Origin of the sequence: Streptomyces sp. NBC_00306, assembly GCF_036169555.1 — a bacterium.
In the GTDB taxonomy this organism is placed as follows: Bacteria; Actinomycetota; Actinomycetes; order Streptomycetales; family Streptomycetaceae; genus Streptomyces; species Streptomyces achmelvichensis.
This window is the reverse complement of sequence record NZ_CP108032.1, coordinates 5,892,409-5,917,859: the sequence shown is the minus strand read 5'-3', so window position 1 is coordinate 5,917,859 and position 25,451 is coordinate 5,892,409. Positions and strand designations below refer to the sequence as shown.

The 25,451-nt window shown below is 70.5% G+C and carries 18 protein-coding genes; 2 read left to right on the top strand and 16 right to left on the bottom strand.

Features of this window, described 5'->3' with window-relative positions:
- Positions 1-64: 64 nt before the first annotated feature.
- From ispG to OHA05_RS26495, 8 genes are all read right to left on the bottom strand, one after another.
- On the bottom strand, positions 65-1,219 hold the full coding sequence (gene ispG / locus OHA05_RS26530) for a flavodoxin-dependent (E)-4-hydroxy-3-methylbut-2-enyl-diphosphate synthase (RefSeq protein WP_313943783.1): 1,155 nt from the start codon (positions 1,217-1,219) through the stop codon (positions 65-67).
- A 178-nt stretch (positions 1,220-1,397) separates the two neighbouring features.
- The gene (locus OHA05_RS26525; RefSeq protein ID WP_313943784.1) at positions 1,398-2,699 is read right to left on the bottom strand and encodes a M50 family metallopeptidase; all 1,302 of its coding nucleotides are present in this window, start codon (positions 2,697-2,699) and stop codon (positions 1,398-1,400) included.
- Positions 2,696-3,946, bottom strand: coding sequence for a 1-deoxy-D-xylulose-5-phosphate reductoisomerase (gene dxr / locus OHA05_RS26520; RefSeq protein WP_313943785.1), 1,251 nt, complete (start codon positions 3,944-3,946; stop codon positions 2,696-2,698). Before dxr ends, OHA05_RS26525 begins: the two co-directional genes overlap by 4 nt.
- 179 nt (positions 3,947-4,125) lie before the next feature.
- Complete coding sequence (locus OHA05_RS26515; protein ID WP_313943786.1) at positions 4,126-6,069, bottom strand: acyl-CoA dehydrogenase family protein; 1,944 nt, start codon at positions 6,067-6,069, stop codon at positions 4,126-4,128.
- A gap of 207 nt (positions 6,070-6,276) precedes the next feature.
- Positions 6,277-7,722 carry an aldehyde dehydrogenase family protein gene (locus OHA05_RS26510; RefSeq protein WP_313943787.1) on the bottom strand — a complete coding sequence of 482 codons (1,446 nt, stop codon included), beginning with the start codon at positions 7,720-7,722 and terminating at the stop codon, positions 6,277-6,279.
- A 215-nt stretch (positions 7,723-7,937) separates the two neighbouring features.
- On the bottom strand, positions 7,938-8,942 hold the full coding sequence (locus OHA05_RS26505; protein WP_313943788.1) for an EamA family transporter: 1,005 nt from the start codon (positions 8,940-8,942) through the stop codon (positions 7,938-7,940).
- Positions 8,943-9,163: 221 nt separating this feature from the next.
- The gene (locus tag OHA05_RS26500) at positions 9,164-10,723 is read right to left on the bottom strand and encodes a PucR family transcriptional regulator (RefSeq protein WP_313943789.1); all 1,560 of its coding nucleotides are present in this window, start codon (positions 10,721-10,723) and stop codon (positions 9,164-9,166) included.
- Between the two features lie 131 nt (positions 10,724-10,854).
- Positions 10,855-13,086 (bottom strand): ATP/GTP-binding protein, encoded by a 2,232-nt coding sequence (locus tag OHA05_RS26495; protein WP_328861883.1) that lies wholly within the window; start codon positions 13,084-13,086, stop codon positions 10,855-10,857.
- A 331-nt stretch (positions 13,087-13,417) separates the two neighbouring features.
- Here OHA05_RS26495 and gabT point away from each other — a divergent pair, with 331 nt between their 5' ends.
- Together gabT and OHA05_RS26485 are read left to right on the top strand one after the other, a co-directional pair.
- Positions 13,418-14,752 (top strand): 4-aminobutyrate--2-oxoglutarate transaminase, encoded by a 1,335-nt coding sequence (gene gabT / locus OHA05_RS26490; RefSeq protein ID WP_328861882.1) that lies wholly within the window; start codon positions 13,418-13,420, stop codon positions 14,750-14,752.
- A gap of 170 nt (positions 14,753-14,922) precedes the next feature.
- Entirely contained in the window at positions 14,923-15,741 is an 819-nt protein-coding gene (locus OHA05_RS26485) for a phosphatase PAP2 family protein (protein WP_313943792.1), read from the top strand.
- Here OHA05_RS26485 and OHA05_RS26480 read toward each other — a convergent pair.
- The 8 genes from OHA05_RS26480 to OHA05_RS26445 all read right to left on the bottom strand — a co-directional run bounded on the left by OHA05_RS26480 (position 15,692) and on the right by OHA05_RS26445 (position 25,358).
- Positions 15,692-17,494, bottom strand: a complete 1,803-nt coding sequence (locus OHA05_RS26480; RefSeq protein WP_328861881.1) for a chitinase — start codon at positions 17,492-17,494, stop codon at positions 15,692-15,694. The two genes, OHA05_RS26485 and OHA05_RS26480, sit on opposite strands and share 50 nt — an antisense overlap.
- A gap of 127 nt (positions 17,495-17,621) precedes the next feature.
- Positions 17,622-18,083, bottom strand: coding sequence for a hypothetical protein (locus OHA05_RS26475; RefSeq protein WP_328861880.1), 462 nt, complete (start codon positions 18,081-18,083; stop codon positions 17,622-17,624).
- 115 nt (positions 18,084-18,198) lie between these two features.
- Positions 18,199-19,611 (bottom strand): NAD(P)/FAD-dependent oxidoreductase, encoded by a 1,413-nt coding sequence (locus tag OHA05_RS26470; RefSeq protein WP_328861879.1) that lies wholly within the window; start codon positions 19,609-19,611, stop codon positions 18,199-18,201.
- A 31-nt stretch (positions 19,612-19,642) separates the two neighbouring features.
- Positions 19,643-20,440: an ABC transporter permease gene (locus OHA05_RS26465; protein WP_313943796.1), complete on the bottom strand. Its 798-nt coding sequence runs from the start codon at positions 20,438-20,440 to the stop codon at positions 19,643-19,645.
- Positions 20,440-21,366, bottom strand: a complete 927-nt coding sequence (locus OHA05_RS26460; RefSeq protein WP_313943797.1) for an ABC transporter permease — start codon at positions 21,364-21,366, stop codon at positions 20,440-20,442. Before OHA05_RS26460 ends, OHA05_RS26465 begins: the two co-directional genes overlap by 1 nt.
- Positions 21,363-22,514, bottom strand: coding sequence for an ABC transporter ATP-binding protein (locus OHA05_RS26455; protein WP_328861878.1), 1,152 nt, complete (start codon positions 22,512-22,514; stop codon positions 21,363-21,365). The genes OHA05_RS26460 and OHA05_RS26455 overlap by 4 nt, the downstream gene beginning before the upstream one ends.
- A 38-nt stretch (positions 22,515-22,552) precedes the next feature.
- The gene (locus OHA05_RS26450; RefSeq protein ID WP_313943799.1) at positions 22,553-23,797 is read right to left on the bottom strand and encodes a polyamine ABC transporter substrate-binding protein; all 1,245 of its coding nucleotides are present in this window, start codon (positions 23,795-23,797) and stop codon (positions 22,553-22,555) included.
- A gap of 46 nt (positions 23,798-23,843) precedes the next feature.
- Positions 23,844-25,358, bottom strand: coding sequence for a gamma-aminobutyraldehyde dehydrogenase (locus OHA05_RS26445; protein ID WP_328861877.1), 1,515 nt, complete (start codon positions 25,356-25,358; stop codon positions 23,844-23,846).
- Positions 25,359-25,451 lie beyond the last annotated feature (93 nt).

The following is a 25,451-nucleotide window of genomic DNA, read 5'->3' as shown; positions in this document are numbered from 1 at the left end:
GGGTGCCGAGCTCAGCAACAGGCCCCGGTGCACGACACTGCGTGCCCGGGGCCGATGGCGCCTGTCAGCTGACCGAGACCTCGGGTTCGCCGGACATGACGCCGTCCTTCTCCATCTGTTCGGCGATCTTCAGCGCCTCTTCGATGAGGGTCTCCACGATCCTCGACTCGGGCACCGTCTTGATGACCTCGCCCTTGACGAAGATCTGACCCTTGCCGTTGCCGGACGCGACACCCAGGTCGGCCTCACGGGCCTCGCCCGGGCCGTTCACCACACACCCCATGACCGCGACCCGCAGAGGCACCTCCATGCCCTCCAGCCCCGCCGTCACCTCATCCGCCAGCTTGTACACATCCACCTGCGCCCGACCGCACGACGGACACGACACGATCTCCAGCCGGCGCTGACGCAGATTGAGCGACTCCAGAATCTGGATACCGACCTTCACCTCCTCCGCCGGCGGCGCCGACAGAGAAACCCGGATCGTGTCCCCGATCCCCTCACTCAGCAGCGCACCGAACGCCACCGCCGACTTGATCGTGCCCTGGAACGCCGGACCCGCCTCCGTCACACCCAGGTGCAGCGGATAGTCCGACTGCGCAGCCAGCTGCCGGTAGGCGTTGACCATCACGACCGGGTCGTTGTGCTTCACCGAGATCTTGATGTCCCGGAAACCGTGCTCCTCGAACAGCGACGCCTCCCACAGCGCCGACTCCACCAGCGCCTCCGGCGTCGCCTTGCCGTACTTCGCCAGCAGCCGCGCATCCAGCGAACCCGCGTTCACCCCGATCCGGATCGGGGTCCCCGCATCACCCGCCGCCCGCGCGATCTCCTTCACCTTGTCGTCGAACTGCTTGATGTTGCCCGGGTTCACCCGCACCGCCGCACAGCCCGCGTCGATCGCCGCGAACACATACTTCGGCTGAAAATGAATGTCCGCGATCACCGGGATCTGCGACTTCCGCGCGATCGTCGACAACGCGTCCGCGTCGTCCTGCGTCGGGCACGCCACCCGCACGATCTGGCAACCGGACGCGGTCAGTTCGGCGATCTGCTGCAGCGTGGCACCGATGTCCGACGTCCTGGTCGTCGTCATCGACTGGACGGAGACGGGGGCGTCGCCACCGACGGCGACGGTGCCGACCTGGATCTTCCGGCTCACCCGGCGGTCGGCGAGCTTGGTCGGAACGGATGGCATACCGAGAGAAATCGCGGTCATCTGCTGTGCAACCCCAAGGAGTGGATCGAGGTCCCGAGATCGGCGGGCTCCAGCAGTCGAGATTACGGCACCCGGGTTGTCGTCAGCACATCGCGCAGGCAAACACCCCGAAAAGGTGAGCGGCCGGACACATAGGGTGTCCGGCCGTCTCCGTACCTTTCCGCCGCGGCGGATCCGCTCAGCTGATCTTGACGGGGTTGACGATGTCGGCGACCAGGACGAGCAGGGTGAAGCAGATGAAGATGCCCGCGACCACGTAGGCGACCGGCATCAGCTTGGCCACGTCGAAGGGGCCGGGATCGGGGCGCCGGAACAGCTTGGCGAGATTGCGGCGTACGGACTCCCACAGGGCGCCCGCGATATGACCGCCGTCCAGCGGCAGCAGCGGCAGCATGTTGAACAGGAACAGCGACAGGTTGAAGCCGGCGAGCAGCATCATGAACATCGCGATCAGGTTCTGTGCCGGTGCGTCGAGGTTCATCACCTCACCGCTGATACGGGCCGCACCGACCACGCCCACCGGGGAGTCGTCCTTGCGGTCGCCGTCGCTGAAGGCGGCGTTCCACAGGTCCGGGACCTTGGCGGGCAGCGCCACCATGGACTCGACACCGTTCTCGATCATGTCGCCCATGCGGTCGACCGAATCGGGGAAGGACAGCGGCAGGATCTCGGTCTTGGCGGCGAAGCCGAGGTAGCCCGCGGGGACGTACTGCCCGGGGACGACCTCGCCGTCGGCGTTCTTCTTGGCCACCGAGTTCTTGGCGAGCGTGGCCTCGAGGACCTGCTCCTGTCCGCCGCGCTCGACGGTGATGGTGGCCGGGCCGATGGTCTCGCGGATGCGGTTCGACAGGGTGGCCCAGTCGTCGACCGGCTTGCCGTTGAAGGCGACGATCTTGTCGCCCGTCTTCAGCCCGGCGGCCTCGGCGGGCGAGACCGGGTCGCCCTTGGCGCAGGTGTCACGGTTCTCGCTCTGGGAGATGACGCACTTCTGGACCCCGGCGACCTCGGTGGTCTGGGTCGCGAAGCCGAAGGTCATCGCCACCCCGAGGAAGATCGCGACGGCGAGGATCAGGTTCATGAACGGCCCGGCGAACATCACGATCACGCGCTTCCAGGGCTTGCGCGTGTAGAAGAGCCGCTTCTCGTCCCCGGGCTTCAGTTCCTCGAAGGCCGCCGAGCGGGCGTCCTCGATCATTCCGCGCCAGGGCGACGTCGACCGCGCCTCCAGCCGGCCGTCCTCGCCGGGCGGGAACATCCCGATCATGCGGATGTAGCCGCCCATGGGGATGGCCTTGATGCCGTACTCCGTCTCGCCCTTGTGCCGCGACCAGATGGTCGGGCCGAAGCCGACCATGTACTGGGGGACGCGGATGCCGAAGAGCTTGGCCGTGGAAAGGTGGCCGAGCTCGTGCCAGGCGATGGAGATCAGCAGCCCCACTGCGAAGAGAGCTATGCCGAGGACCGTCAACAGAATCGTCATGCGCGAGCCTCCGCCGTAGCCTTCACTGCCAGTTCCCGGGCCCTCGCCCGGGCCCAGGTCTCCGCTTCCAGGACGTCCGACACCGTCAGCCGGGTTCCCTCGGCGGGCACTCCGTGTTCGGTGACGACTTCGGTGACCGTATCCAGGATTCCGTTGAACGGCAGCCGCCCTGCGAGAAACGCGTCGACGCACTCCTCGTTCGCGGCATTGAACACCGCCGGCGCCGTGCCGCCCAGCTGCCCCACGTGCCGGGCGAGTCCGACGGACGGGAACGCCTCGGTGTCCAGCGGGAAGAACTCCCAGGTCGACGCCGTGGTCCAGTCGAAAGCCGGGGCGGCGCCCGGGACCCGCTCGGGCCAGCCGATGCCGACGGCGATCGGTCCGCGCATGTCGGGCGGGGTGGCCTGGGCGATGGTCGATCCGTCCGTGAACTCCACCATCGAGTGGACATAGGACTGAGGGTGGACGACGACCTCGATGCGGTCGAACGGGATGTCGTAGAGGAGGTGCGCCTCGATGACCTCCAGTCCCTTGTTGACCAGCGTCGCGCTGTTGATGGTGATCACCGGGCCCATCGCCCAGGTGGGGTGCGCGAGGGCGTCGTCGGGGGTGACGTTCGCCAGTTCCGCGCGGGTCCGGCCGCGGAAGGGGCCGCCCGACGCGGTGACGACGAGCTTGCGCACATCGGCCCGGGTGCCCGCGGCCAGCGCCTGGAAGAGTGCCGCGTGCTCGGAGTCGACCGGGATGATCTGGCCGGGCGCGGCGAGCGCCTTCACCAACGGCCCGCCGACGATGAGCGACTCCTTGTTGGCGAGGGCGAGAGTGCGGCCCGCCTCGAGCGCGGCAAGGGTCGGGGCGAGGCCGATGGAGCCGGTGATGCCGTTGAGCACGGTGTGGCAGGCGGAGGCGGCGAGCTGGGTGGCGGCGTCCGGCCCGGCGAGGATCTCCGGCAGGGGCTCGGTGCCGTACTGCCCCGCGAGCGCCTCGCGCAGCGCGGGCACGGCGTCCTCGCGTGCCACGGCCACCGTGTCGACCCGCAGCTGCCGGGCCTGCTCGGCCAGGAGCCCGACCCGTCCGCCGGCGGCGGAGAGCGCGGTGACGCGGAAGCGGTCGGGGTTGCGCAGGACCAGGTCGATGGCCTGCGTGCCGATGGACCCGGTGGAGCCGAGGACGACGATGTCCCGGCGGCCTTCGGACGGATCGAAGGCGATATGGGGGTCGGCGAGAGGGGATGGGCTGTCGCTCATCCCCCCATTGTGGCCGCATCCGCTGTGCGGTCGGACAGTGCGTCCCGCGAACCGGCGCCCGGGCCGGGTGAACGGGGGCCGCGTGCACGGCCGGGCACCGGATGCCGGTCGGCGCGTCGGTGCCCCGGCCGCCGCTGATCCGGAGATCGACGACGGCCGGGGCACCGGGCGCGCACGGGTCAGCGGATGGGGCGGTGGACATTCTCCCGCTGCGCCGGGCCCGGGGTCGCGTCCGCGATCCAGGGGCCTTCGCCGCTCGGGTCGACGATGCCCTCCTCCAGCCAGGTGTACGTGCCGGACAGCACACCGCCCACGACCTTGTTGTCGAGGTCGTCGGTGTTCGACCACAGACGGGTGAAGAGTTCCTCGACCCGGATGCGGGACTGCCGGCAGAACACGTCGGCCAGCTGGTACGCCTCACGGCCGTGCGCCTCGGTGGTGCGCAGCAGTTCGGCACGTACGCAGGCCGCGCTCATCGCGAACAGTTCGGCTCCGATGTCGACGATCCGGCCGAGGAAGCCCTGCTTCGTCTCCATGCGGCCCTGCCAGCGGGACATCGCGTAGAACGTCGAGCGGGCGAGCTTGCGGGCCGAACGCTCGACGTAGCGCAGGTGTCCGGACAGATCCGGGTGCCCGGGCGGGTGGAATTCGTTGTACGTGCGCGGTAGTTGACCCGGACCGGTGACCAGCTTCGGCAGCCAGCGGGCGTAGAAGGCCGCCGCGTTGGCGCCGGCCCTCGCCTTGTCGCCGAGCGTCTTGTCGGGGTCGATGATGTCCCCGGCCACGGCGAGATGCGCGTCGACGGCCTCGCGGGCGATCAGCAGATGCATGATCTCGGTGGAGCCCTCGAAGATGCGGTTGATGCGCAGGTCGCGCAGCATCTGCTCGGCGGGGACGGCCCGTTCGCCGCGCGCCGCCAGCGAGTCGGCGGTCTCGAAGCCGCGGCCGCCGCGGATCTGCACCAGCTCGTCCGCCATCAGCCAGGCCATCTCGGAGCCGTAGAGCTTGGCGAGCGCCGCCTCGATACGGATGTCGTTGCGGTCCTCGTCGGCCATCTGGGACGAGAGGTCGAGCACCGCCTCCAGCGCGAAGGTGGTCGCCGCGATGAAGGAGATCTTCGCGCCGACGGCCTCGTGCTTGGCGACCGGCCTGCCCCACTGCTCGCGCACCGCCGACCATTCACGGGCGATCTTCAGGCACCACTTGCCCGCTCCGACACACATCGCGGGCAGCGAGAGCCGGCCCGTGTTGAGCGTGGTGAGGGCGATCTTGAGTCCGGCACCTTCGGCGCCGATGCGGTTGGCGGCCGGGACGCGGACCTTGTGGAAGCGGGTGACGCCGTTCTCCAGGCCGCGCAGGCCCATGAAGGCGTTCCGGTTCTCGACGGTGATGCCCTCGCTCGCGGCTTCGACGACGAAGGCGGTGATGCCGCCCTTGTGCCCCTCGGACTTGGGCACACGGGCCATCACGACGAGGAGGTCGGCGACGACGCCGTTGGTGGTCCAGAGCTTGACGCCGTCGAGGATGTAGTCGTCGCCGTCGGGGACGGCGGTGGTGGCGAGACGGGCGGGGTCCGAGCCGACGTCCGGCTCGGTCAGCAGGAAGGCGGAGATATCGGTACGGGCAAGGCGCGGCAGGAACGCGTCCTTCTGCTCCTGCGTGCCGAAGATCTTCAGGGGCTGCGGTACGCCGATCGACTGGTGCGCCGACAGGAGCGCGCCGATCGCGGGGTTGGCGGAGCCGACGAGCGCCAGGGCCTTGTTGTAGTACACCTGGGTGAGGCCGAGGCCGCCGTACTTGATGTCGATCTTCATACCGAGGGCGCCGAGCTCCTTGAGCCCGTCGATCACCTCGTCGGGGATCCGCGCCTCGCGCTCGATGAGCGCGCCGTCGATCCGGGTCTCGCAGAAGTCGCGCAGTTTCGCGAGGAATTCCTCGCCGCGGCGGGCGTCCTCGCCGGCGGGCATGGGATGCGGATGGATCAGGTCGAGCCGGAAGCGGCCGAGGAACAGTTCCTTGGCGAAGCTCGGCTTGCGCCAGTCCTTCTCGCGCGCGGCTTCGGCGACCTGTCGTGCTTCACGCTCGCTGACCTTGGGACGGTTTTTCTCGAGTGGTGCGGTCATGAGGCTCACCTCGCCGCGAGTCGGGGCCGGGGGCATGGGCCGGGGCACGGAAGCGCCTTTACCGGCCGGTGCTACTCGTTCGTAGTACCCGATTACCGCGCGCTCCACCAGTCCGCGTGCCGCACCGAAAGCCCCCTCCGACGGGGTACGGGAACGGCCGGAGCCCCCGCACAGTGGGCTCCGGCCGTGGTCGGTGACGTACGGGCGCTACAGGGCCAGTCCAGTGAGGACCAGAACCCGCTCGTACGTGTAGTCGTCCATCGCGAAGGCCACGCCCTCGCGGCCGACACCGGACTGCTTGGCTCCGCCGTACGGCATCTGGTCCGCGCGGTAGGACGGCACATCGCCGATGATCACGCCGCCGACCTCCAGCGCGCGGTGGGCACGGAAGGCGGTCTGTACGTCGTGGGTGAACACGCCTGCCTGAAGGCCGTACTTGGAGTCGTTGACCGCGGCGAAGGCCTCGGCCTCGCCGTCCACCTTGCGGATGGTGAGGACGGGCCCGAAGACCTCCTCGCAGGCGATGGTGGAGTCGGCGGGGACGTCGGCGAGGACGGTCGGCGCGTACGACGCACCGTCACGCTTGCCGCCGGCCAGGAGCGTGGCGCCCGCCTGCACGGCCTCGTCGACCCACGCCTCGACGCGCTTCGCGGCGTCCTCGCTGACGAGGGGGCCGACATCGGTGGCGTCGTCGGACGGGTCACCGGTGACCTGGGCCTCGACCGCCGCGACGATCTTGGGGACCAGGCGGTCGTGGACGGAGGCGTCGGCAATGACGCGCTGCACGGAGATGCAGGACTGGCCGCCCTGGTAGTTGGAGAAGGTGGCGATACGGGTCGCCGCCCAGTCCAGGTCCTTCTCGGAGGCGAAGTCGCCGAGGACCACGGCCGCGCCGTTGCCGCCGAGCTCCAGGGTGCAGTGCTTGCGCGGCACGGAGTCCATGATCGCGAAGCCGACCTTGTCGGAACCGGTGAAGGAGATGACCGGCAGCCGCTCGTCCTGGACGAGGGCGGGCATCTTGTCGTTCGGCACCGGCAGCACGGACCAGGAGCCCGCGGGCAGCTCGGTCTCGGCGAGCAGCTCGCCGATGATCAGGCCGGAGAGCGGGGTGGCGGGCGCGGGCTTGAGGATGATCGGCGCGCCGACGGCGATCGCCGGGGCGATCTTGTGCGCGCAGAGGTTCAGCGGGAAGTTGAACGGCGCGATCCCGAGGACGACACCCTTGGGGAAGCGGCGGGTGAGCGCGAGACGGCCCTGGCCGCCGGCGTCGGTGTCCAGGCGCTGGGCCTCGCCACCGTTGAAGCGGCGAGCCTCCTCGGCGGCGAACCGGAAGACGGACACGGCACGGCCGACCTCGCCGCGGGCCCACTTGACGGGCTTGCCGTTCTCGGCGGAGATGAGCTGCGCGATCTCCTCGGTGCGCTCGACGAGCCGGCGCGACACGTGGTCGAGGGCGGCGGCGCGTACGTGGGCGGGGGTGGCGGCGAACTCGTCGCGCACGGCGTACGCGGCGGCGACCGCCTCCTCGACCTGGGCCTCGGTCGGGACGGAGACCTGACCGACGAGCCGTCCGTCCCAGGGGGAGGTGACGTCGAAGGTGGCCTCACCGGTGGCCTGACGGCCGGCGAGCCAGAAGGCGTGGGTGGAAGTCATGTCCCGGCCCTTCCGAGATAGATGGGGATGTCTGCGCCCCACGGTAGGGGCGGGAGGCCGTCCTGGCGTTTGTCCGCGATGGAGTGTTGTCGGGCCCGCCCCCGCCGCTTTGTCGTGCGGGTGGCAGCCCCCTTGGACGACGCGGCGAACGGGCCCCGGGGATCGTGCGGATCGTGCGGCGGCAGAACCCGCCGTTCCCTGCCACCACCCCCGCCTCACCGCCGACGTTCCGTCGAGACGATCAGGCACACCCCCGCCACCACCACCGCTCCTCCCAGCGCGATCGGCCACGACAGCTCCTCGTTCAGGATCAGCGCACCGAGCAGCACCGCCACCACCGGATTGACGTACGCGTACGTCGCCACCAGCGACAGCGGGGCCGAGTGCAGCAGCCACGCGTATGCCGTGAACGCCACGATCGAGCCGAACACCACCAGATACGCGAGCGCCGTCCAGGAGCGGGCCGAGACCTCGCCGAGGACGAAGCCGTGCTGCTCCCCGCGGCCGAGGCCCACCAGCGCGCAGCCGATGCCGCCCGCCACCATCTCGTACGCACTCGCGGCGAAGGGGTTCGCCGGCATCGGGATGCGCGACGAGGAGAACGAGCCGACCGACCACATCAGGGTCCCGACGATCACCGTGAGGACGCCCCACAGCTGTACATCACCGCTGAGGCCGGGCAGCGTCAGAACCGCGAGGCCCGCCAGTCCGAGGAGGACGCCGCAGTACGCCCCGAGGCCGGGCCGTTCGCCGGACGCCCTGCGCAGGACGACGACCCAGGCCGGTACGACGGCGATCAGCAGCGCGGCGAGGCCCGAGGGCACCGTTGTCTCGGCGAGAACGACGAGGCCGTTGCCGCCGAGCAGGAGCAGCAGGCCGACCATCGCGGCGGACGCCAGCTGCCTGCGGGTGACCTTGAGCGCGGACGGGCCCTGCCGCCAGGCCACGAGCGCTCCGAGGACGAGTCCCGCGACGACGAAGCGCGCGCCGGCGGACAGGAAGGGCGGCATCGTCTCGACCACGATGCGGATGCCGAGGTACGTGGAGCCCCAGACGACGTAGACGATGGCGAGCGCCGCCCAGACGGCTCCGGAGATCCGGCGGTCGGGGGCGGAAACCCCGTCGACCCCGGTTCCGGCGCCGGCGAGAGTTTCGGCAGAGGTGCAGGCAGCGGATGTGCCGGATGCGGATGTGCCGGATGAGGCAGCGCGTCGTGTCATCGGTCCTTCTCGTCCCTGGACGGCGCACAGGAACCCCCGACGCCGGCGACCACGAGGCAGGACACTAGGCATTTCGGCGACCGAGTGCCAGATTTCTGCCCGAGTTCGGGCACCGAAAGGGAAAATCTTTCAAGGAGTGGCCGAATTCCGCGAGTTCGGGAGTCCGGGCGTCGCGGAGTTCGAGGGGTCGGGCCGTCCGCGCACCCGGAACGGCCGACGGTTCAGGCGGAACCGGCCGACGTCTTCAGCGCCAGCCACAACTCCATCCGGACGTCCGGGTCGTCCAGCGACCGCCCGAGGATCTCCTCCACCCGCCGCATCCGGTACCGCAAGGTGTGACGGTGCACGCCGAGGTCCGCCGCCGCCGCGTCCCACTGGCCGTGCCGCGAGAGCCACGCCCGCAGCGAGGCCACCAGATCGCCCCGCCCGGTCGCGTCGTGCTCGTAGAGCGCCCGCAGCATGCCGTCCGCGAACGCCCGTACCGCGTCGTCCGCGAGCAGCGGGAGGATCGATCCCGCCGCCAGTTCCTCGTGCTCGACGAGGGCCCGGCCGCGCCGCCGGGCGACCGAGAGCGCCTGCTCGCACTGCTTGTAGGCGCCCGCCGCCGCTATCGGTCCGGTGGGGGCCGAGAGTCCGACGACCAGCGCTGCGTCGTCGGACTCCTGTTCGCCGTACGCCGCCGTGCAGGCGGTGACCACGGCGCCGCCGTCCGCGGCCAGCACCACCAGCCGGTCCTCCGTGTCCGGCACCGCGAGCACCGGCTCGGCCGCACGCGCCGCCGCCGATTCCAGCATGTCGGCGAAAGCCTGGAGGGGCTGCTCCGCGCCCGGCGCCTGCTCCCCCGCCGGCTCGGCGATCAGCAGCCGGAAAGGTGCGTCGAGCAGCCCGCCGTAGAGGTCTCCGGCGACCGCGCGCGCATGGTCGGGCTGACCGGACAGCAGCATCCGCAGCACCGCGGCGCCGAGCCGCTGCTCCGCCTCCTGGAACGCTCGCGAGCGCTCCGTGGACAGGGTGAGCAGGGCGACGGCCGAGTGGACGGCGTACCGCGACGCGGTGCCCAGTGGCGCGCCCGTGCCGACGGCCAGCGCACCGCGCACCCGCCGTCCGCTGCCGAGCGACTGGAGTTCGACGCGGTCGTCGTCGGTGTCGCCGACGACCGCGCTCGCGGGCGCCGCCCGCTCCCGCAGCCGTTCCACGTCCCCGGTGAGGCGGGCCGCCCGCCGCGCGGCCCACTCGGGCGAGGCCGCGACGACGGAGCCCGATGCGTCGTACAGCGCGGCCCAGCCGTCGACGTGGGCGGCCAGTTTGGCGACGACCGCGCCGGGGCCCTCGGCCAGCGCTGCCCGGGTCAGTTCCCGCTGGACCTCGAAGCCGGCGGTCACAGCGCGGTACTGGTCGGCCGCGATCGCCGCGGAGACCGCCTTGCTGATGGCGAGGAAGGGTGTGCGGCGCGGCACGGCGAGGAGCGGGAAATCCTCCGCCTTCGCCGCGTCGAGCAGCGCGTCCGGGATGTCCTCGTAGTACACGCCGACCGCGAAGCCGAGCCCGACGACACCGGCGCCCACCAGCCTGCGCACATAGCGGCGCATGGCCTCGGGGTCCTCGGCGTCCAGGGTCATCGCCGTGACGAGCAGCAGTTCGCCGCCCTCCATGTACGGCACCGGGTCGGCGAGCTCGCTGACGTGGGCCCAGCGCACGGGCGTCTCGAGCCGGTCCTCCCCGGAGCGCACGGTGAGTTTGAGCGCCGAGTGCTGGACGAGCGAGGCGAGCGTGGGCGGCATGGGACTTCTCGGCCCTTCGAGCAGCGATGAATTTCGCCGTCCCGTATGAACGGCGTACTTCGATTCTGCCAGGGCGTAGCAGTACGGGCTCCGCGGCGGGAGCCCGTACCTCAGCCGCGCGGACTCCGGTCTCAGGTGCGCAAGTCCACCAGCAGCGGAGGCGCGTGCTCGCCGCGGACGCTGGTGAGGGAGAGCACGGCGTGGCCGGCCGGGACCGCGTGCGCCAGGTCCGAGGCGGACCAGCGGGCCCGCTCGACCTCCCGGACCGTGATCGCCTCGGCCGTGGCCGCCTTGCCGGTGACCAGGCGGCGCATCATGTGCAGCGCCTTGGTCAGCGGTTCGTCGGAGATGATCTGCCGGTTGGTGACATCGCGGGTCTGGACCCATTCGGTGCCCCAGGCCTCGGCGAACCGTCCGCCGTCCCAGGGCGCGAGTCCGGCGAACGCCATCCGGCAGCCGACCGCACCGAGCAGCGGTCCGCGCAGCGGCTCGGGCACGTCCTCCAGGGTCCGCAGTGCGAAGACGACACCGGCGTTGGCGGAGCGCAGCCGCTGGACGGCGCGCACCGAGTCCGCGGTGACGGTGTAGGTCGCGTCGTCGAGGACGAGCGCGGCGAACAGCGAACGGTCCGACCGGGTCAGCGCTGCTTCGGTGAACTGCGCGAGGATCAGCCGCGCCACGATCCGCGAGGCCTCGGCGTGCCCCCGCTCGGGCAGGTCGACGCGGACGCGCAGCGGGTGTTCGATGGCGCGGAGCGAAAACTGCCGCCCGCCGCCGTCGGTGCGGAAGAACGTGGCGAAGGCGGGCCGGTCCAGGAAGGCGATCCGCTCGGCGAGCAGGACGCCGATGTCGTCGGCGCGGGCGGACTGCCGCTCCCGGGCGTCCAGCTCCCGCAGCTGCGCCGCGGCGACCGGATCGCCCTGCGACTCCAGCGCGGCCCGCAGCGCTCCGACGGCGACGGGAGCGCCGCTGAGCAGTTCCCGCAGCTCGGGTACGGCGGGGAAGCGTCCGTGGACGCACCGGTACGGCCCGATCAGCTGGGCCAGCGCGGTCGCGGCCCGCCGGCTGTCGCCGCCGGCCAGTGTGGCGGCGAGATCCCCGACGAGCGCCTCGGCGAGCACGCGGGCGGCCTCGTCGGGGTCGTCGGCGCCGCCGTAGAGGTCGAGGTCGTGGGTGGAATCGGGGCGTCCGACGGAGATGACCAGGTCGAAGGCGTCGTCGGGCGCGGCGGCGGCCCCCTGCGCGGTGACGGTGACGACGGCGGCGCGGTTGGCGAGGGCCTGGAGGCACAGGGACTCGACGACGGGCCGCACCAGCCGCACGCTCTTCCCGGACCCGGAGGGCCCGACGGCGAGGAGGGAGGTCCCGAGGAGGGCGGGTTCGAGGGCGACACCGGTGGTGCGGCGTGCGTAGGGATTGCGCGGGTCGTCGACCACGGTGCCGATCTTGACCTGTGCGGTGGCGAGGTCGTGCGTGGCACTGCGCACGGCCAGGTCCCGACGGCCGGAGGGGTGGGCGCAGGCGGCCGGCCCGTCCCTGCGCACGGTGTCGGCGAAGGCGGAGAGCCGGTCGGGCCTGGCGTGCACTCCCTGCCAGGCGCGCCGGATCCGGGCGTAGTCCACATCGCCGAGCGTTCCGCGTGCGGTGGCGTCGGCGAGCCGGGCGGCGGCCTCGCCCAGACCGGCGGCGCGCAGCTCGGGCCAGTCGGCGGGGTCGGCTTCCGGCGGAGGCGGGGGCGCGGCCGCCGGCCCGGCGGTCCCCAGCCGACGCCGTACGGGCGGCCACGTGCCGATCCGCCCGACAGCCGCGATCACTGCGGCCACGAGCAGCACGTAGTAGATGTTCGACACCCAGGTGAGCCATGTGACGGTACGGGGCATTTCGCGCCACACGCCCGGCAGCAGGACGAAGAGCGGCCACAGCGGCACGCCGTAGCGCTGCCAGACCTCGCGCCAGTTGCCCACCCGCCCGAAGCCGACGGCGAGCAGACCGAGGACGAGGGCGTCGTAGAGGTAGGTCGCGGCGACGAAGAGTTCCGCGTTCTGGCTGCCCTGTGCCCGCCAGTCGTCCGGGACCAGCCACAGCATCGGCAGCAGCCACCAGTCCTTGACGAAGAACCACCAACCGTCCAGGTAGCCGTTCCACAGCAGTGACCAGAGGAGCCATCCGCAGAGGTAGGCGATGAAGGCGCCACTGAACAGCTGGCGGGCGGGCACGAGGTCCGGTTCCTCCTGCGGCCGCTCACGGTGGTCCAGACGCCAGATCCCGGGGGCGGCGGCAGGCCGCGGGATGCGCAGCCATTCGGCGACCGCCAGGCGGGACACCGGCGCCTGCGCCGGCCGCGCGGGGGTTCCGGGCGGCATCGACGGCTCGTCGGGTGGTGGCCCGGCGGGACGTGGCACGGAATCGGACCGCGTACCGCGTGCGTCGAATGTGCCTTCGGATTCCATGAAACCGCTGCCCCCTGACCAGCCAGGCCCGCTCTGTGCACGGTCAATCTAGTGCCCCGGTGGGGGTAGTTCACCGATTCGCCCCGCCCGGCGTTCGCGAAGGCCCTTCCGCGCCCGCCTATGTCCGGCACGGACAACGACACACCCCCAACACTCCCGAACGGCGCATGCCCACCCCCCTCCCCCGCGCCTAGCCTGCGGAGAAAGAAACACGAAGCGTCCCACAGCACCCCAGGAGCCCCTCATGACCGCAATCCCGCAGGAGCGCCGCGTCGTCACCGCCATTCCCGGACCGAAGTCCGTGGAGCTTCAGTCCCGCCGCACCGCCGCGGTCGCCGGTGGCGTGGGGTCCGTGCTGCCCGTCTTCACCGCGCGCGCCGGCGGCGGGATCATCGAGGACGTCGACGGCAACCGGCTCATCGACTTCGGGTCGGGTATCGCCGTGACCTCCGTCGGCGCCTCCGCCGAGGCCGTCGTACGCCGCGCGTCCGCGCAGCTCGCCGACTTCACCCACACCTGTTTCATGGTCACGCCGTACGAGGGCTACGTCGCGGTCGCCGAGGCCCTCGCCGAGCTGACGCCGGGCGACCACGCGAAGAAGTCCGCGCTGTTCAACTCGGGCGCCGAGGCCGTCGAGAACGCCGTCAAGATCGCCCGCGCCTACACCAAGCGCCAGGCCGTCGTCGTCTTCGACCACGGCTACCACGGCCGTACCAACCTGACGATGGCGCTGACCGCCAAGAACATGCCGTACAAGAACGGCTTCGGTCCGTTCGCGCCCGAGGTCTACCGCGTCCCGGTGGCGTACGGCTACCGCTGGCCGACCGGCGCCGAGAACGCCGGCGCCGAGGCGTCCGCCCAGGCCATCGACATGATCAACAAGCAGGTCGGCGCCGAGAACGTCGCCGCGATCATCATCGAGCCGGTCCTCGGCGAGGGCGGCTTCATCGAGCCGGCCAAGGGCTTCCTGCCGGCGATCGCGCAGTTCGCCAAGGACAACGGCATCGTCTTCGTCGCGGACGAGATCCAGTCCGGCTTCTGCCGTACCGGCGAGTGGTTCGCGTGCGAGGACGAGGGCATCGTCCCGGACCTGATCACCACCGCCAAGGGCATCGCGGGCGGTCTGCCGCTCGCCGCCGTGACGGGCCGCGCCGAGATCATGGACGCCCCGCACGCGGGCGGCCTCGGCGGTACGTACGGCGGCAACCCGGTGGCCTGTGCCGGTGCGCTCGGCGCCATCGAGACCATGAAGGAGCTCGACCTCAACGGCAAGGCCAAGCGCATCGAGGAGGTCATGAAGAGCCGCCTGGGCGCGATGGCCGAGAAGTTCGACATCATCGGCGACATCCGCGGGCGCGGCGCCATGATCGCGATCGAGCTGGTGAACGACCGCGAGACCAAGGAGCCGAACGCGGCCGCGACCGCCGCGCTCGCCAAGGCCTGCCACGCCGAGGGCCTGCTGGTCCTGACCTGTGGCACCTACGGCAACGTGCTGCGCTTCCTGCCGCCGCTGGTGATCGGCGAGGACCTGCTCAACGAGGGTCTGGACATCCTCGAGCAGGCGTTCGCGGGCGTCTGACCAGGCGCTCGAAGCGTGGGCCCCATCACCGAAACGGCCGCCCGGACCATGGTTGATCAGCGGCGGAGCAGCCGGAACGGTCGGGGCCTGTGAAGAACGTGTGGGGGGCCGATGGCGGGATGGAGATCCGTCTGTCGGTCCCCCCGGCCCCTGCCGTACGGTTTCTGCAGATGAGAGAAACACCCCGCTCGCAGGGGACTGCGGGCGACTCCAGGCCGAGGCCTCCCCAGCTTCGTCCTGGCCGTGCCCTCGCGCACACCACTGGAGCTTCTGGCTCCGGAACTCCTCACCGATCGGATGGCCGCCCGCCCCAAACCCCCCGGGGCGCGCGGCAAACCGGTCAGGCCGGCCGCTTCGGAACTACCCCCCCTGTTCCGAGGTGGCCGGCTTTTCCTCGTCAGGTGTGGCCGGCCGTCCTGTGCGCCGTGCTCTTCTCGCTGATCACCTGGCAGGTCGCCGCCGGCGGACCCCTGCGCTCGTTGGACGAGCGCGTCGAACTCCGCATCGCCGGCCACGGACCCCGGCCGCTCACCGAGGCGCTGGCCGACCTCGGCAGCGTGGCCGTTGCTCTGCCCGTGCTGGCCGCCGCCCTCGCGTATGCCCTGTGGCGCGACAGAAGGGCCGCGCGCCGTGACGCTCTGGTCGCCGTCCTCACGATGGCCGCCGTGCCCGCGCTGGTCGTGCCGCTCAAGGCACTGATCGACCGCCAGGGACCGCTCACCGACGCGGGCGGCTACTACCCCTCCGGCCATACGGCGACCGCGATGGTCGCCTACGGCACGGCCGCGCTGCTCCTCGCCCCATATCTGCGATTGCGACGGTCGATGCCCGTCGCCCTGGTGCTCACCCTGGCGACGGGCATCGGTCTGGTGCTGCGCGGCTACCACTGGCCGCTGGACGTCATCGGCAGCTGGTGCCTGTGCGGGATGCTGCTGCTGATCAGCTCCAGCGGTATGCGTCGAAATTCCGGGAGAACTCCCACTGGTTGAAGCGGTCCCAGTTGATGGACCACGTCATCAGTCCGCGCAGGGCGGGCCAGGTGCCGTGGGTCGCGTACGAGCCGCAGCTCACCTTCTTCGTCAGACAGTCGAGCGCCTTGTTCACCTCGGCGGGTGAGGTGTGCCCGTTGCCCGCCTGGGTGGACGCCGGCAGACCGATGGCGACCTGCTCGGGCCGCAGGGCGGGGAAGAACTTCGACTGGTCACCGGCCACCGGGAAGCCGGTGAGCAGCATGTCGGTCATGGCGATGTGGAAGTCCGCGCCGCCCATCGAGTGGTACTGGTTGTCCAGACCCATGATCGAGCCGGAGTTGTAGTCCTGGACGTGCAGCAGGGTGAGGTCGTCCCGCAGCGCGCGGATGACGGGGAGGTAGGAGCCGGCGCGCGGGTCCTGGCCGCCCCAGGGGCCGGAGCCGTAGTACTGGTAGCCCAGCTGCACGAAGAAGGTCTCCGGGGCCATCGTGAGGACGAAGTCCGAGCCGTACTTCGCCTTGAGGGTCTTGATCGCCGAGATGAGGTTGACGATCACCGGTGAGGTCGGCGAGCGGAAGTCCGTGTCCCCGGTGTTCAGCGAGAGGGAGTGGCCCTCGAAGTCGATGTCCAGGCCGTCGAGACCGTACTCGTCGATGATCTTCGAGACGGAGGAGACGAAGGTGTCACGCGCGGCCGTACTGCCCAGCTGCACCTGCCCGTTGGCGCCGCCGATGGAGATCAGGACCTTCTTGCCGGCGGCCTGCTTCGCCTTGATGGCGGCCTTGAACTCGGCGACGGACTCGACGTTCGGGCACTCGGCCGCCGGGCAGAGGCTGAAGCGGATGTCGCCGGAGGTGACCGATGTGGGTTCGCCGAAGGCGAGGTTGATGACGTCCCAGGAGTCGGGGACGTCCGCCATGCGGGTGTAGCCGGAGCCGTTGGCGAAACTGGCGTGCAGATAGCCGACGAGGGCGTGGGCCGGGAGGCCGGTGCCCGGGTTGCCGCCACCGGCGGTGGTGGTCGCGCCGACGACCGCGGACTTCGGGGACTCGCCCGCGCTGTTGGTCGCGGTGACCTGGAAGCTGTACGTCGTGCTGGGCGACAGCCCCGTCACGGTGGCCGACGTCCCCGTCACGGAGGTGACCTTGGCGCCGCCGCGGTAGACGTTGTAGCCGGTGGCGCCGGAGACGGGCGACCAGCTCAGCGGCACGGAGGTGGAGCCCGGCGATCCCGCGGTGAGGCCGGTGGGGGCGGCCGGCAGCTGGACCGGGTCGCCGCCCGGGCCGAACAGGGAGACGTCGTCCGCGTGGTAGGCCGCCGTGCCGTACCAGCCGTGGGTGTAGATGGTCACCGAGGTGGTCGAGGCGCCGGTGCGGAAGCTCGTCGAGAGTTTCTGCCAGCCGGACGCGGACGGTGTCCAGGTGGAGACGTCGGTGGTACCGGTGCCGGAGGCGCCGAGGTAGACGTAGCCGCCCTGGACCCAGCCACTGAGGGTGTAGTCGGAGTTGGGCTTGACGGTGACACTCTGACTGCACTTGGCGTTGTCGCTGCCGCCCGGGGTGGCCTTCAGAGCCGAACTCCCGCTGCGTACGGGCGAACTGACGACGACTCCGCTGCCCGCGGAGCAGCTCCAGCCGGTGAGACCGGCCTCGAAGCCGCCGTTGCGGGCGACTTCGGCGTCGGCCGCTTCGGCGGCGGTGGACGTGGCGACAAGTCCGCCGAGGGCGAGCGCGGCCGCCGTCAGGGCGGCCGAGAGTCTGGTGCGGTCCACAACTGCCTCCGGGCATGGGGGGATTCGAGTGGGAGCTCCCGCAATTTGGTCCAGACCAATGCCGTTGTCAAGACCTCTGACAGCGGCACACGAAGCCGGCGGGGTCCGGACGACAGGCCCTGGCCCCTCACTCCCCCTCGCGTCGCGCCATGGCCCCCGCCGCCTCGTGCATCGCGAGTTCCAGCAGCGTCGGATCCGTGAGCGTGCCCGAGCCGTCCGGCACGACGAGCCAGCGCACCCCGCCGCCACCAGCCCGCCCCGGGTAGGGCACGACGATCCAGGTGCCGACGCCCGCGCTGCGCACACCGGTCCCGAGCCACCGTGCGGCCGTGCCGGGCGGCACGAAGAACCCCATGCGGGAGTCGCCGAAGTCGGCGAGCACCGGCCCCGGCCTGTCGACCAGCCTGCTCAGCACATCGAGCGTCGGATAGCCCAGCTCTCCCGGCAGGATCAGTACGTCCCAGCGCCTGCCGGCGGGCAGCAGCGCGACCCCGAGCGGGTTGCGCTCCCACTCCCACCGGCAGGCTTCCGGGTCCGGTGCGACCGACGCCAGCCACTCCACCGCGGTCCTGGCCCCCGAGTCGTTCATGACCCCTACTCCCTTCCCTGCGCACCGACGGTGCGTTCACAGGGGAGAGCGGCCCGGGGCCGTCGTATGACGCGGGTTGGGGCTACCAGTTGGTAGTGATCTGGGTCACGCCGGGTCAGCTGTCGAAGCCGAGCCCCATCCGGTCCATGGCGCGCAGCCACACATTGCGCCGCCCGCCCTGAGCGTCCGCCCTGGCCAGCGCCCACTTGGTGAGCCCGATACCGGCCCAGGCGACGGGCTCGGGCGGGAAGGGCATCGGCTTGCTGCGCACCATCTCCAGCTCCGTGCGCTCGGTGCGCTCCCCCGACAGCAGGTCGAGCATCACATCGGCGCCGAAGCGCGTGGCGCCGACCCCCAGACCGGTGTAGCCGGCGGCGTAGGCGACCTTGCCGCCGTGCGCCGTGCCGAAAAACGCGGAGAACCGCGAACAGGTGTCGATCGCCCCGCCCCACGCATGACTGAAGCGCAGCCCCTCCAGCTGCGGGAAGCAGCGGAAGAAGTGGCCGGCGAGCTTCAGATAGGTCTCGGGCCGGTGGTCCAGCTCCGCGCTGACCTTCCCGCCGTACGGATAGATCGCGTCGTAACCGCCCCACAGGATGCGGTGGTCGGCGGTGATCCGGAAGTAGTGGAACTGGTTGGCGACGTCGCCGAGGCCCTGCCGGCCCTCCCAGCCGATCTCGGCGCGCTGCTGCTCGCTGAGCGGTTCGGTCATCAGGGCGTAGTCGTAGACCGGGACGGTGTACGCGCGCACCCGCTTCACCAGCGACGGGAAGACATTGGTGCCGAGCGCGACCCGGCGGGCGAAGACCCGGCCGTACGGGGTGCGGACGGCCATTCCCGCACCGGACGCGGCGAGTTCGAGGCCGCGGGTGTTCTCGTAGATGCGGACCCCGAGGCCGCGGCAGGCCTCCTTTAGGCCCCAGGCGAGCTTCGCCGGGTTCAGCATGGCGACACCGCGGCGGTCCCACAGCCCGCCGAGGAAGGTCGGGGAGTTCACCTCGGCGCGCACCGCGTCGGCGTCGAGGAGTTCGAGTCCGTCGAAACCGTGTCGCCGCGCCTCCTCGTGCATCTCCGCCAGCTCCGCGACCTGGTACGGCTCGGTTGCGACGTCGATCTCACCGGTGCGCTCGAAGTCGCAGTCGATGCCGTGGCGTGCCACCGCCTCCTCGATGGCGTCGAGGTTGCGGTCGCCGAGCTCCTCCAGTCGTGCGAGCTCACCGGGCCAGCGGGCGATCCCGTTGCCGAGGCCGTGGGTGAGCGAGGCGGCGCAGAAGCCGCCGTTGCGGCCCGAGGCGGCCCAGCCCACCTCGTGCCCCTCGATCAGGACGACGTCCCGGCCGGGGTCGCGCTCCTTGGCGAGCAGCGCGGTCCACAGTCCGCTGTAGCCGCCGCCGACGACGAGGAGGTCGCAGTGCTCGTCGCCGGTGAGCGCGGGCAGGGCGGCGGGTCTGGCGGGGTCGTCCAGCCAGAAGGCGACGGGCTGGGCGTCGGAAAGGGATGAGGCAAAGGTCATGGCGTCTGGGGCCATGGTTTCCACTCCTTCGAGGGCCTTGCGGGCCCTACTTGGCCGCGGCGCTGTTCTTTCTCCGGCCGCTGATCAGCTGGCCGGCCACGACGATCAGTACGGCGATGACGAACATGGCCGTGCCGATGACGTTGATCTGGACGGGCGTTCCGCGCTGGGCCGAGCCCCACACGAACATGGGGAAGGTGACGGTGTTGCCCGAGTTGAAGTTGGTGATGATGAAGTCGTCGAACGAGAGGGCGAAGGCGAGCATCGCGCCGGCGGCGATGCCGGGTGCCGCGATCGGCAGCGTGACCCGCAGGAAGGTCTGCACGGGTCCCGCGTACAGGTCGCGGGCTGCTTCCTCGAGACGGGGGTCCATCGACAGCACACGCGCCTTGACCGCCACCACCACGAAGCTGAGGCAGAACATGGTGTGTGCGATGAGGATGGTCCAGAAGCCCAGCTGGGCGCCCAGGTTGAGGAAGAGCGTGAGCAGCGAGGCGGCCATGACCACCTCGGGCATCGCCATCGGCAGGAAGATCAGCGAGTTGATCGCGCCGCGCGCCCGGAAGCGGTAGCGGACCAGCGCGAAGGCGATCATCGAACCGAGCACGGTGGCGCCGATCGTCGCCCACAGGGCGATCTGGAGCGACAGCGACAGCGAGCCGCACATGTCGGCCACGCCGCACGGGTCGCGCCACGCGTCGGTGGAGAACTCGCGCCAGGAGTAGTTGAACCGCCCGGCCGGCTTGTTGAACGAGAACACCATCACGACGATGTTCGGCAGGATCAGATACGCGAGCGTGAGCAGGCCCGCGATCACCACGAGGTTGCGCCGTATCCAACGCATCAGACCAGATCCTCCGTCCCGGCCCGCCGGATGTAGACCGTGACCACGATCAGCACGACTGCCATGAGAATGAACGACAACGCGGCCGCGGTCGGGTAGTCGAGCACCCTCAGGAACTGCGACTGGATGACGTTTCCGACCATTCGGGTGTCCGTGGAGCCGAGCAGTTCGGCGTTCACGTAGTCGCCGCTGGCCGGGATGAAGGTCAGCAGCGTCCCGGAGACCACACCCGGCATGGACAGCGGGAAGGTCACCTTGCGGAAGGTGGTGGACGGCTTCGCGTACAGGTCCCCCGCCGCTTCGTGGAGCCGGGGGTCGATCCGCTCCAATGAGGTGTAGAGCGGCAGGATCATGAAGGGCAGGAAGTTGTACGTGAGACCGGTGACCACGGCCAGCGGTGTGGCCAGCACCCGGCTGCCGTCGGTCATCCCGAGCCAGTTGGTGACGTCGAGGAAGCCGATGGAGTTGAGCGTCTCCACCACGGGTCCGCTGTCCGCGAGGATCGTCTTCCAGGCGAGCGTGCGGATCAGGAAGCTGGTGAAGAACGGCGCGATGACCAGGACCAGCAGCAAATTGCGCCAGCGGCCGGCCTTGAACGCGATCAGATACGCGAGCGGGTAGCCGAACAGCAGACACAACGCGGTGGCCGTGCCCGCGTAGAGCACCGAGCGCAGGAACTGCGGCCAGTACTCGGTGAGCGCGTCCCAGTACGTCTGGAAGTGCCAGGTGACCTGGAAGCCCTCCTCCAGCGAGCCGGTCTGCACCGAGGTCGACGCCTGGTACACCAGCGGCAGCGCGAAGAAGACCAGCAGCCACAGCATGCCGGGCAGCAGGAGCCAGTACGGCACCAGCTTGCGGCGCACGGACGGCTTGTGGACGACCGGTTCGGGGGCGGGTGGCGCGGGCGGCGCCGCGGTGACGGTCACGGCGTCGCCTCCACCGTCTCCACACCGGCGTCGATGTCCTGGCCGGCGTCGAGACCGAAGGTGTGCTCGGGGTTCCAGTGCAGGACGACCCGGGCGCCGGGGACCAGCCGGGGGTCCCGCTCGATGTTCTGCGCGTACACCTCCAGCTCCGGGCAGACCGGGCTGTCGATGACGTACTGCGTGGAGACGCCGATGAAGCTGGAGTCGGCGATGGTGCCGGTGAAGCGGTTGCGGCCGTCCGCGATGCTTCCCGCGTCGTCCGCGTGCGCCAGCGATATCTTCTCCGGCCGCACGCCGACCAGCAGCTTTCCGCCGGCGGTGGGCGCGGTCGCGCAGCGCTGCGCGGGCAGCCGCAGCTTGGCGTCGGCGGCGGTGACGACGACCTCCCCGCCGGTGTTCGACGCCACCTCGGCCTCGATGAGGTTGGAGGTGCCGAGGAAGTTGGCGACGAAGGTGGTCTGCGGGTTCTCGTAGAGCTCGGCGGGTGCGCCCAGTTGCTCGACACGTCCGCCGTTCATCACCGCGACGGTGTCGGCCATGGTCATGGCCTCCTCCTGGTCGTGGGTGACATGGACGAAGGTGATGCCGACCTCGGTCTGGATGCGCTTGAGCTCCAGCTGCATCTGGCGGCGCAGCTTGAGGTCCAGGGCGCCGAGCGGCTCGTCGAGCAGCAGCACCTGGGGGTGGTTGATGAGCGCGCGGGCCACGGCGACGCGCTGCTGCTGTCCGCCGGAGAGCTGGTGCGGCTTGCGCTGGGCGAAGTCTCCGAGCTGGACGAGGTCGAGCATGTCGCCGACCTGCTTCTTCACCGACTTGATGCCGCGGCGGCGCAGGCCGAACGCGACGTTCTCGTAGATGTCGAGGTGCGGGAAGAGCGCATAGCTCTGGAAGACGGTGTTGACGGGGCGTTTGTGCGGCGGCAGGCCGGTGACGTCTCTGTCGCCGAGGAATACGGATCCGGTGGTCGGGTCCTCCAGACCGGCGATCATCCGCAGGGTGGTGGTCTTGCCGCAGCCGGACGCGCCGAGCAGGGCGAAGAACGAGCCCTGCGGGACGGTCAGGTCCAGCGGGTGCACCGCGGTGAAGGAGCCGTAGGTCTTGCCGATCCCGGAGAGGCGGACTTCGCCGCCCGCAGTCTTTTCAGTCATGGGTCGCGATCCCGGTGGTGTCGGTGGAGCGGACGAGGTCAGGCGCCGATGAGCTTGGCGAACTTCTCTTCGTAGGCCTTCTCTTCCGCACTGGTGAGGGAGCGGAAGGAGTGGGACTTGGCGGCCATGGCCTTGTCCGGGAGGATCAGGGTGTTCGAGGCCAGCTCGGGGTCGATCTTCGCCAGTTCGGCGCCGACGCCCTCCACCGGGCAGACGTAGTTGATGTACGCGGCGAGCTGGGCCGCCACCGGGAGTTCGTAGTAGTAGTCGATGAGCCGGGTGGCGTTGCGCTGGTGCCTGGCCTGCGCCGGGACCAGCAGGTTGTCGCTGGAGGTGATGTAGCCGGGGGCCGGGATCGCGTACTGGATCGCGGGGTTGTCGGCCTGAAGCTGGATGACGTCACCGGCCCAGGCCAGACAGGCCGCGAGGTCGCCCTTGTCCAGGTCCGAGGTGTAGTCGTTGCCGGTGAAGCGGCGGATCTGCTTCTTGTCGACGCCCTTCTGGAGCCGGCCGATGGCGGCGTCGTAGTCGGCGTCGGTGAACTTCGCCGGGTCCTTGCCGATGTCCAGCAGCGTCATGCCGACGGTGTCGCGCATCTCCGTGAGGAAGCCGACGCGGCCCTTGAGGGAGGGGTCGTCGAGCAGCTGGGTGACGGAGTCCACCTTCTTCCCGCCGGTCGCCTTGGTGTTGTAGGCGATGACCGTCGAGATGCCCGTCCAGGGGTAGGAGAACGAGCGTCCCGGGTCCCAGTCGGGGCTGCGGAACTGGGCGGAGAGGTTCGCGTACGCGTGGGGCAGCAGCGACGGGTCGAGCTTCTGCACCCAGCCGAGGCGGATCATCCGGGAGGCCAGCCAGTCGGTGACGCATATCAGGTCGCGGCCGGTTTCCTGGCCGGCGGCGAGCTGCGGCTGGATCTTGCCGAAGAACTCGACGTTGTCGTTGATGTCCTCGGTGTACTTGACCTTGATCCCGGTGCGCCGGGTGAACTCGGTCAGTGTGGGACGGCTCTTCTCGTCCTCACTGACGTCCATGTACTCCGTCCAGTTGGAGAAGGCGATCTGCTTCTCCTTCGCGGAGTGGTCGTCCGAGGCCGCTTCGCCCTCGCGCTTGGCGGGCGGGATTCCGCAGGAGCTCAGCGCGCCGATGCCGCCGACGGTGAGGGCTCCGACGCCGGTGGCGCGCAGCATCGAACGGCGGGTGAGGGCTCCCCGGCCGTTGGTCAGACTGCGCCGCACCGCGGCCAGTTGGGCCGCGGACAGGCCGTCGGGCTCGTTGTGGTCCATGAACAGTGCCCTTTCGGGATGGGTGCCGCTGGTCGGGCGGTGCTGGCTATCGGTCCCCGAAGACGGTGCGGTGCCAGTCCTTGCGGACGACCGCGGTGTTGTCGAACATCACGTGCTTGACCTGCGTGTACTCCTCGAAGGAGTAGACGGACATGTCCTTTCCGAAGCCGGAGGCCTTGTAGCCGCCGTGGGGCATCTCGCTGATGATCGGGATGTGGTCGTTGACCCACACGCAGCCGGCCTTGATCTCACGGGTGGCGCGGCCGGCGCGGTAGACGTCCCGGGTCCAGGCCGAGGCGGCGAGGCCGTACGGGGTGTCGTTGGCGAGCGCGATGCCGTCGTCGTCGGAGTCGAAGGGGAGGACGACCAGGACCGGGCCGAAGATCTCGGCCTGCACGATCTCGCTGTCCTGGGCGGCGCCGGCGATCAGGGTGGGCCGGTAGTAGGCGCCGCTCTTCAGTGCCCCCTGCGGCGCCTCGCCGCCGGTGACGACGGTGGCGTAGCCGCGCGCCCGGTCCACGAAGGCGGCGACGCGGTCGCGCTGGAGGTGGGAGACGAGCGGGCCGAGGTCGGTCGCCGGGTCGAAGGGGTCGCCCAGCCGCACGGTGGCCATCAGATCGGCCACTCCGCTGACGAACGCGTCGTAGAGCGGGCGCTGCACATAGGCACGGGTGGCGGCGGTGCAGTCCTGGCCGGTGTTGATGAGGGAGCCGGCGACCGCCCCGTGCACCGCCGACTCCAGGTCCGCGTCGTCGAAGACGAGGAAGGGGGCCTTGCCGCCGAGTTCGAGGTGCAGCCGCTTCACGGTGGAGGTGGCGATCTCGGCGACGCGCTTGCCGACGGCGGTGGAGCCGGTGAAGGACGTCATGGCGACGTCCGGGTGCCCGACCAGATGCTCGCCCGCGTCCCGGCCCGCGCCGTTGACGACGTTGACGACGCCGTCGGGGATGCCCGCCTCGGTCGCGGCCGCCGCGAACATCAGGGAGGTCAGCGGGGTGATCTCGGCGGGCTTGAGCACGATGGTGTTGCCGGCGGCGATGGCCGGCAGGACCTTCCAGGCCGCCATCTGGAGCGGGTAGTTCCAGGGCGCGATGGAGCCGACGACCCCGATGGCCTCCCTGCGTACGTAGGAGGTGTGGTCGCCGCTGTACTCACCGGCCGACTGGCCCTGGAGGTGGCGGGCGGCACCGGCGAAGAAGGCGGTGTTGTCGACGGTGCCCGGCACGTCGAACTCGGTGCTGAGTTTGATCGGCTTGCCGCACTGGAGGGACTCCGCGCCGGCCAGGTCCTCGGACTGCTCGGCGAGCAGCGACGCGAACCGGTGCAGGGCGTCGGAGCGCTCGCCGGGCGTGGCACCCGACCAGGCCGGGAACGCCTCGCGCGCGGCGGCGACGGCCGCGTCGACGTCGGCGGCCCCGGCGAGCTCGTAGCTGTGGACCGTCTCACCGGTCGCGGGGTCCACGATGTCCTGCGTACGTCCTGAGGTGCCGGACCGCGGTCGGCCGCCGATGTACTGCGCGCCGTCCGCGAAGCGGTCCTGCACCTGGAAGCGGTTGCCCATGACGCTCTCCGTTGTCCCAGCTCGATTTGAGTGCCGATCCTGGCAGAGCACCTGTTGCCCAACAAGTGATTCCGTAGTTGCCTTTTGGTTACG

Coding starts and splice junctions, on each gene's coding strand:
- OHA05_RS26510 (WP_313943787.1), bottom strand. CDS start 7,722: ATGACTTCCACCCACGCCTTCTGGCTCGCCGGCCGTCAGGCCACCGGT.
- OHA05_RS26505 (WP_313943788.1), bottom strand. CDS start 8,942: ATGACACGACGCGCTGCCTCATCCGGCACATCCGCATCCGGCACATCC.
- OHA05_RS26450 (WP_313943799.1), bottom strand. CDS start 23,797: ATGGACCACAACGAGCCCGACGGCCTGTCCGCGGCCCAACTGGCCGCG.
- OHA05_RS26475 (WP_328861880.1), bottom strand. CDS start 18,083: ATGAACGACTCGGGGGCCAGGACCGCGGTGGAGTGGCTGGCGTCGGTC.
- OHA05_RS26485 (WP_313943792.1), top strand. CDS start 14,923: ATGAGAGAAACACCCCGCTCGCAGGGGACTGCGGGCGACTCCAGGCCG.
- OHA05_RS26465 (WP_313943796.1), bottom strand. CDS start 20,440: ATGCGTTGGATACGGCGCAACCTCGTGGTGATCGCGGGCCTGCTCACG.
- OHA05_RS26495 (WP_328861883.1), bottom strand. CDS start 13,086: ATGCCGCCCGGAACCCCCGCGCGGCCGGCGCAGGCGCCGGTGTCCCGC.
- OHA05_RS26515 (WP_313943786.1), bottom strand. CDS start 6,069: ATGACCGCACCACTCGAGAAAAACCGTCCCAAGGTCAGCGAGCGTGAA.
- dxr (WP_313943785.1), bottom strand. CDS start 3,946: ATGAGCGACAGCCCATCCCCTCTCGCCGACCCCCATATCGCCTTCGAT.
- OHA05_RS26500 (WP_313943789.1), bottom strand. CDS start 10,723: ATGCCGCCCACGCTCGCCTCGCTCGTCCAGCACTCGGCGCTCAAACTC.
- OHA05_RS26525 (WP_313943784.1), bottom strand. CDS start 2,699: ATGACGATTCTGTTGACGGTCCTCGGCATAGCTCTCTTCGCAGTGGGG.
- OHA05_RS26455 (WP_328861878.1), bottom strand. CDS start 22,514: ATGACTGAAAAGACTGCGGGCGGCGAAGTCCGCCTCTCCGGGATCGGC.
- ispG (WP_313943783.1), bottom strand. CDS start 1,219: ATGACCGCGATTTCTCTCGGTATGCCATCCGTTCCGACCAAGCTCGCC.
- OHA05_RS26470 (WP_328861879.1), bottom strand. CDS start 19,611: ATGGCCCCAGACGCCATGACCTTTGCCTCATCCCTTTCCGACGCCCAG.
- gabT (WP_328861882.1), top strand. CDS start 13,418: ATGACCGCAATCCCGCAGGAGCGCCGCGTCGTCACCGCCATTCCCGGA.
- OHA05_RS26445 (WP_328861877.1), bottom strand. CDS start 25,358: ATGGGCAACCGCTTCCAGGTGCAGGACCGCTTCGCGGACGGCGCGCAG.